Below are 7,071 nucleotides of genomic sequence, written 5' to 3'. Positions count from 1 at the left end.
GACACTAACCTATGGCACAATTTTTCGGCAGGGCACGGTAAAACAAAAGCGGCCCCGGACGCGCACACGCATCCGGGGCCGTCCGCCACCTGTCTGAGCCTATTTCTTAGCGCCAAACGCCCGCGTCCACGCCCAGCGGGTCAGCACCGCCGTACCCACCGCAACCGCCATCGGCAGCCACGCACTCGCACCCTGACCCGTAAAACCAATCAACAACGTCAACGCAGACAACGGCGCATTCATCGACACACCCAAAAACGCCGCCGTACCCGTCAACGCCGCCGCATACAACACCATCGACGCGCCACCCGGCACCCCGCCCAAACCCGGGAACGCCCACAGCACCAGCGCCGCCACACAAAACGCAGCTGCCGCACCCAACGCCAAACCCGGCGTCAACGTACCACCATAAGAACCGAAACGCAGACTCAACACCACCACGGCAGCCTTCGCAATAGCCAACGCCAACACATACACTGCCGCCGCCGCAGTCAAACCGCCCGCCGCCGCATCCAACGACACATCAAGCGTGTGCTGAGTCAGCAGACGACCATTACCCAGAACCTCCGGAAGCCACAGCGAAACCACCGCGACCAGTGCAAACGCCACAGGAATACGCCACAGAAGAGAACGATCCTTCGCCTTCAACTTCTCCGCACGCTGCGACAACGCCCTAAAACCCAACGCCAACGGAGTCAACACCACACCCGTCAGCGCCGCCACAGTCAGCGTCGTCGCATCCAACGGAAGCTGCGGCACCGGGTACGTCGGCTCATTGACAATCACCAGATTCGCCGTGACCGTCGCCGTCCACACCGTCACCGCACCCACATACAGCGACCGCAAGCTCAAACCAACAGCCATCGCCTCCACAAGGTACACCACGCCACCAATCGGCACCTGATACACCGCCGCCAAACCAGACGCCGCACCCGCCGCCACCAGCAGACTGCGCTCACGAACACCCAACAGCGGGGCACCATCAGTGCCCACAAAACCAAGACGCTCCAGCAGATTCGAGCTACGGCCAGCCGCCAAAGCACCCAGCTCACGAGGTGCGACCTCCTTACCCACAGGAGAGCCCGCACCCACCGCAACAATCTGAATCAGCGAATGCGAAATCTGCCGCCACAGCGACGGGGTACGGTCCTCCTCGGTAGCACCGGCAATCTGCGACTTCACGCCGACCACACGCCGCCCACCGGACTGCAGGTAGTACCACACCAGCGCCACAAACGGGCCCAGCGCCGCCAAAACCAGGGCACGACGCGCTGGATCAGCACCATCAGTCACCATCGGGTGATGCCCCTCAGCCTGACCGAAAGTTAGCTCCTGCATAAAGTCCAGAACATAATGCAGAGCAATCGCACCCAAGCCGCTGAACACGCCCGTGACCAGCGCGGCAAGGGTCAGCCCCAGCAGGAGGCGAAACGAAAAAGAACGGAAACCCGCAGAACTCTGCGGGCTATTCGGGGAAGGATTCGAGGAAGAACCAGTATGAGAAGACATAGAAAAATTTGTGTGTTGCGTGCTGTGTGGTTTGAAGGCTTTATGCCCGGCACAGACTGCCGCGGGTGAAGCTGTTTTCATTCTACGCCCGCAGAATTACGCCCTCCCCGGCATGCCAGAACGTGAGAATCGGAGCCCCGCCCATTGGGTCGCGGAGCATGAGGTGAAGCCGCCGCCCAGAAAACGTGGAAGAAACACGAACCAGGTCACATGCCCGTAGCCGCACCCGCTATGCTGGAAGGGTACGCCTCCACGCGCCCGCCGCGCACCGAACAGTAGCCCCCGGAACACACCGGCGGCACGCCTGCCGGCACCCGGCGCAGGCACCCCATTAGGAAGGATCAACGATGACCGCAACTATTGCTTTTCTCGGCACCGGCTCCATGAACGGCTCCATCGCCGCAGGTCTGCTCGCTGCAGGCCACGACCCCGCCCACATCCGCGCTACCGTGCGTAGCGAAGAATCTCGCGCCGCCCTCGCCCAGCGCCTCGGCGACAAGGTAGAAATCATCACCACCGGCGGCGAAGCCGACGGCAACCACAAGGCAACCGCCCACGCAGACGTCGTGCTGCTCGGAGTGAAGCCCTATGGCATCGTGGAGCTTGCCCGCGATATCGCACCCGCCCTCGCGCCGAATGCTGTTGTGGTGTCCGTTGCTGCTGGCGTGACCCTCGACACCCTCGCCGAGTGCCTTCCCGCAGGTCAGCCCATTGTTCGCTGCATGCCGAACACCCCCTCCTCCGTGGGTAAGGGCGTGCTCGCCATCTCCACCACCGATACCGTGAAGGACGAGCAGAAGAAGCTCGTCGAAGAGGTCCTGGGCACTGTCGGCTTGGTCGTTGAGGTCCGCGAAGACCAGATGGATGCGGTCACCGCCGTCTCTGGTTCCGGCCCGGCATACGCGTTCCTGCTTGCGGAGGCGATGGCAGCCGCCGGTGAGAAGCTCGGCCTGGACGCAGACACCGCCCTCAAGCTTGCCAGCGCAACCGTTGCCGGTGCGGGCTTCCTGCTCGACACCAACCCGGATGCGCCCGCCCTGCGCCGCGCCGTGACCAGCCCGAACGGCACCACCGAGCGTGCGCTGAACACCTTCGTGGACGGTGGCCTCTTCCAGCTGACCGAGGACGCGATGCGCGCCTGTGCGGCACGTTCGGCGGAAATGAGCCAGCTGTACACCGCTGATGAGGACTAGTCAGCGGGGACTAATCAGTGGGGACTAACCAGCGGGGACTAATACCGTCCGGTAGCATCCCCCTGACTAGCTGAAACTACAGAAAAACAGCCTCCTCCCGGCAGAACGGGAAGAGGCTGTTTTTCTATGTCTATTTGCGGCTCCTCAAAACCAACAGAGCTGGGGAAGATAACCGCTGCAGCGAGGAAAAAAGCGCTTAGGGTCGCGCCGCGAAACGCTCAATCAGGTCCACCTGACCGGACACAATCAGAATGTCACGCGAATGAATGCGGGTGGTCGCGTCCGCATAGGTGAAGTCCTCACCGGGCGACTTAATACCGACCACGGACACACCGTACTTGGAGCGGATATCCGACTCGGCGAGGGTGAAGCCGTGGGTTTCCTTCGGTGGGCGCATCTTCGCAATCGCGAAGTCGTCATCAAACTCAATGTAGTCCAGCAGTCGACCCGAGACGAGGTGCGCGGCGCGGCGGCCGGCGTCCGCCTCCGGGTAGACCACGTGGTGCGCGCCAATACGCTCCAGAATCTTGCCGTGCGCGGGGGTAATAGCCTTCGCCCAAATACGCTCCACACCAATGTCCACGAGGTTCGCGGTAATTAGCACGGATGCCTCCACGGAGGTGCCCACACCCACCACGGCGGAGCCGAAATCGTCCGCACCCAACTGGTGCAGGGTGTCGATATCGGTCGCGTCGGCGGAGACCACGTGCGTCAGCACGCCGGACCACTTCTGCACCAGCTCGGGGTCCTTCTCAATAGCAAGGACCTCCTTGTTCTGCAGGCGCAGCTGGGCCGCCACCGCGGAGCCGAAGCGTCCCAGGCCGATGACGAGGACGGGGGCGTTATGTGCACTAGCCAATGGTGGGCCTTTCTTCGGGGAACTTGTAGAGGCGGCGGTGTGAACGCATCGCCAGGCCGGTCGCGGCGGTTGTGGTGCCCACACGGCCAATGAGCATCAGGCCGCTGAGCACGTATACGCCTGCCGGAGGTAGGCTGGCGGAGAGGCCGTTCGAGAGGCCGCAGGTCGCGAAGGCGGAGATGACCTCGAAGATGACTTCTTTGAGATCTGCGCCGCTGATGATAAGAATCGATGCGGCGCCAACAGCTACCACGGTAGCACCCATAACAATCACAGAGATGGCAATGCGCAGAGAGGATTCGGGGATGGTGCGATTGAACGCTACGACCTTCTGGTCACCTCGCGCCTCGGCAAGAATCGACAGGGCAATGACCGCGATGGTGGTGACCTTCACGCCGCCTGCGGTCGAGCCGGAGCCGCCACCAATGAACATGAGCGTGTCCGTCAGCAAGGTGGAGACGGGCGTAATGCTACTCATATCGACCAGGTTGAACCCGCCTGAACGCATCATCACGGAGGCGAAGATGGCGTTGAGGATTTTATCGCCGGGAGAGTAGGAACCGATGGTTGCGGGGTTATTCCATTCGAAAAGACCCCAGAAGAAGGCACCAAAACCGAAGAAGAAGAGGGTGGTGACCATGGTCAGTTTTGCGGTGAGCTGCCAGTGTGAGGGGCGGAAGGGGTTGCGCTGAATCGCAATGAACACGGGGAAGCCGAGCGAGCCGAGGAACACCGCGATGCAGATGGGCACGAGCAGGAAGAGATCGTGGCCGTAGGGCACGATACCGTCTGAGTGCGGGGTGAATCCGGCGTTGTTGAAGGCAGAGACGGCGTAGAAAATGCCGTGCCACAGGGCCTCGTGTGGTGCTTCACCGAGCGCGAGGAATCGTGGGGTGAGGAGCATTGCAATGAACGCTTCGATGGAGAAAGACGCGTACGCCACCGCTTTGACGATGCCGCCGACCTCGCCGAGTCGGCTAATATTCAGGTCTTCCTGGGCGATGAGTTTGGTGCGCAGACCCATTTTGCGGCCGATAGCCAGCGCCAGCAGGGAGGTGATGGTCAGCGTGCCCAGGCCACCCACCTGGCAGGCGAGAAGAATCATTGCCTGACCGAAGGTTGACCACTGATCTGCTGTGGAGACGGTGGTCAGACCGGTCACGGTGACCGCGCTGGTTGAGGTGAAGACCGCGTGGTGTAGCGCGACGCGCTGCCCGTCTGCCGAAGAAATCGGCAGGGACAGCATGATGGTGAAGAAGATGATGACTAGAAAGAAGGCACCGATTGCGGTGCGTGAGGGAGACGCCAGAACTGAGGAATCAATGAAGTCGCGGAAGCGTTCGAGAGTCTTCTGGTTGAACTCTAGTGGGGTTCGTTTGCGCTGAGTCTTGGGGTCTTCGTGGTCACGTAGGGTAGGCAGACGGTCAAGATCGATGCCGGGCACGCTGGTGAGGATGCTGAGCTTTTCAGCTTCGAGGCGGTCGCGGCGGCTTCGGCGAACCTGCTGCTTTTGCGGTTCGGAGGTGGCACCGCTGAGGGTGTCCCAGCGGCGGTTGAGCTGGCCCTGGGGGTGGTGGTGTCGGCGCCGGGTGCGGCGGAGTATGCGTCCCATGCGCCTCCTTCAGCTGGTCTGGGTGTTGGTGTGTTGGGTGGCGGATATGTGCCTGTTTTGACGCCTTCTAGTGTATCGCGCCGGGTGCCTACTGAGGGGGTTGAGGCTCTGGTGGTTTGGGGGTAAATATGTGAGCTTGGAGAAGGCGTGCGGTTGGTTTTGTGGGTGGAACCACGAAAACTATATATTCTGAATTAGCTATATAAGTATTGAGGGTCTGGGTGGCTCGCATATGCCTAGGATGAGATACATAAACTCCGCACCATATGTGATGGACACTTCATGCTTTTATCCCCTTCAACGCTTCGTTTTGAGTTAGTGTTCAGGCTTCTTTCAGAATTTTTGAAGGTAATTTCTGCATCAGCCTCATTCTAAGCTTGAAGCGCCACTTTATATGTCATAATCGCTATATGCATTCTGATGTTTTTTCTGTCATCGCGGATCCGACTCGCCGCCGAATTGTGCGTATTCTCGCTGAGCAAACCCACACGGTGGGTGCTGTGGTTGAAAAGCTGGGCATGAGCCAGCCGACCATTTCGAAGCACCTGAAAGTCCTTCGTGATGCAGACGTGGTCTCCGTGACCGTGGAGGGGCAGCGTCGCCTCTACTCCCTGAACCCGGATGTATTCGCCACCGTGACCGAGTGGATCAACGAGACCGTCCAGATTGCGCGCCAGTCCAGCGAAGCGCACGTACCCGTGGCACTGCCCGGTGGCGTGACTGCATCTGCCTCCGACAAGACGATGGCTGAGAGGATTGCAGCTGAGAACGCAGTCGAGAAGGCTGGGCAGAAGCCGGTCGAGAAGACCTCTGAAAAGAGCGCTCAGAAGCCCGCAGCCGAAGAACCCGCTCAGAAGCTTGCACCCGCTGCAACTGCGCCGGCTGCATCCGAGAAGAACGCAACCGCGGAGAAGACCGAGGCGACCGACTCCGAAACTCTCACCGTTGAGGCACCCACCCCCGAGGAAATCGAGCAGGCTCGCATTCAGCGCGCCCGCGCACAGTACCTGACCCCCAGCGCGCGCATCTACTCGCGCCCTGCGGAGCAGGCTGCTGAGAGTGCCGCTTCCGAAGCTGTCGCTGAGAAGGCAGGAACTACTGAGCCTACCCCGCAGGAAGAGGCAGTGGATAGCACCCCGATGCGTCCCTTCACTCCCGCAGCCTACGGTTACGACGCTGGGGTGACCCCCGCGGCGTCGGCAACCCCCGCTCAGGCCGCTACCCCTGCGGCACCTGCTGAGGCTAAGCCTGTTGTAGCGCAGAAGCCGGTGGTATTCCCTCAGCCTGCGGCTGTGGTGCCTTATGGCATCGACCCCGCTGCGGTTGTGGGTGGCTCGATTCAGCCTATCCCTGTGATCCCCGAGGCTGTTGTGCTTGAAAAGATTGCCGAGGAAAAGGCTACCGACGAAAAGGGTGCAGCTGAGAAGCCTGTTGCACCCGCTGAATCCGTCAAGGAAGAAGCAACCCGCAAGGAATTTGCAGCTGAGGATTCTGCCGCTGAAAAGTCTGTGATTGAGAAGAACGTAGTGGATGAAGCCGCGGCAGAAGAGCCCGTGAAGGCTGAATCTGTTGAGGCTGAGTCTGTTGAGGCTGAGTCTGTTGAGGAAGCAGCTTCGCCCGCAGAAGCTACTGAGATGGCTGAACTCGGTGAGGGTGAGCCTGCCAATGATGAGCTCACCAAAGATGAGCCTGTCGAGGGTGAGCCTGCTAAGGCTGAAACCTCCTCTGAGGAGACCGAGTATCAGACCATGCCCGCCTACGATTCGGTGTACCGTCCCAGCACTGAGACGACCAGCGCCGAGGCGAAGGATGCCCACCGCGGTGGCCTCTTCGGCTTCCTGCGTGGTCGCCGCCGCTAAGGCGCGCCCTGACGCCGTTAAACCTCCGGCATAACTCTG

General features: G+C 60.9%; 5 protein-coding genes. 2 read left to right on the top strand and 3 right to left on the bottom strand.

The genetic code is table 11. The features are described 5' to 3' along the window. Positions 1-99 precede the first annotated feature (99 nt). A complete protein-coding gene (locus HMPREF3055_RS02830; protein ID WP_070737807.1) occupies positions 100-1,509 on the bottom strand; it encodes a chloride channel protein in 1,410 nt (469 codons plus the stop codon). Between the two features lie 347 nt (positions 1,510-1,856). Here HMPREF3055_RS02830 and proC point away from each other — a divergent pair, with 347 nt between their 5' ends. Then, positions 1,857-2,702: a pyrroline-5-carboxylate reductase gene (gene proC, locus HMPREF3055_RS02825; protein ID WP_070737804.1), complete on the top strand. Its 846-nt coding sequence runs from the start codon at positions 1,857-1,859 to the stop codon at positions 2,700-2,702. A gap of 196 nt (positions 2,703-2,898) precedes the next feature. On the opposite strand, the gene HMPREF3055_RS02820 is transcribed toward proC, so the two are convergent. Both HMPREF3055_RS02820 and HMPREF3055_RS02815 read right to left on the bottom strand, forming a co-directional pair. Further along, a complete protein-coding gene (locus tag HMPREF3055_RS02820) occupies positions 2,899-3,561 on the bottom strand; it encodes a potassium channel family protein (RefSeq protein WP_005504725.1) in 663 nt (220 codons plus the stop codon). Then, a complete protein-coding gene (locus tag HMPREF3055_RS02815; RefSeq protein WP_070737801.1) occupies positions 3,554-5,173 on the bottom strand; it encodes a TrkH family potassium uptake protein in 1,620 nt (539 codons plus the stop codon). Before HMPREF3055_RS02815 ends, HMPREF3055_RS02820 begins: the two co-directional genes overlap by 8 nt. Positions 5,174-5,583: 410 nt before the next feature. Here HMPREF3055_RS02815 and HMPREF3055_RS02810 point away from each other — a divergent pair, with 410 nt between their 5' ends. Continuing rightward, positions 5,584-7,032, top strand: a complete 1,449-nt coding sequence (locus HMPREF3055_RS02810; protein ID WP_070737798.1) for an ArsR/SmtB family transcription factor — start codon at positions 5,584-5,586, stop codon at positions 7,030-7,032. Positions 7,033-7,071 lie beyond the last annotated feature (39 nt).

Origin of the sequence: Rothia sp. HMSC061C12 (assembly GCF_001815755.1) — a bacterium.
Lineage (GTDB): Bacteria > Actinomycetota > Actinomycetes > Actinomycetales > Micrococcaceae > Rothia > Rothia mucilaginosa.
Note: the sequence above shows the minus strand (reverse complement) of the source record. Positions and strands in the feature narration are given on the sequence as shown.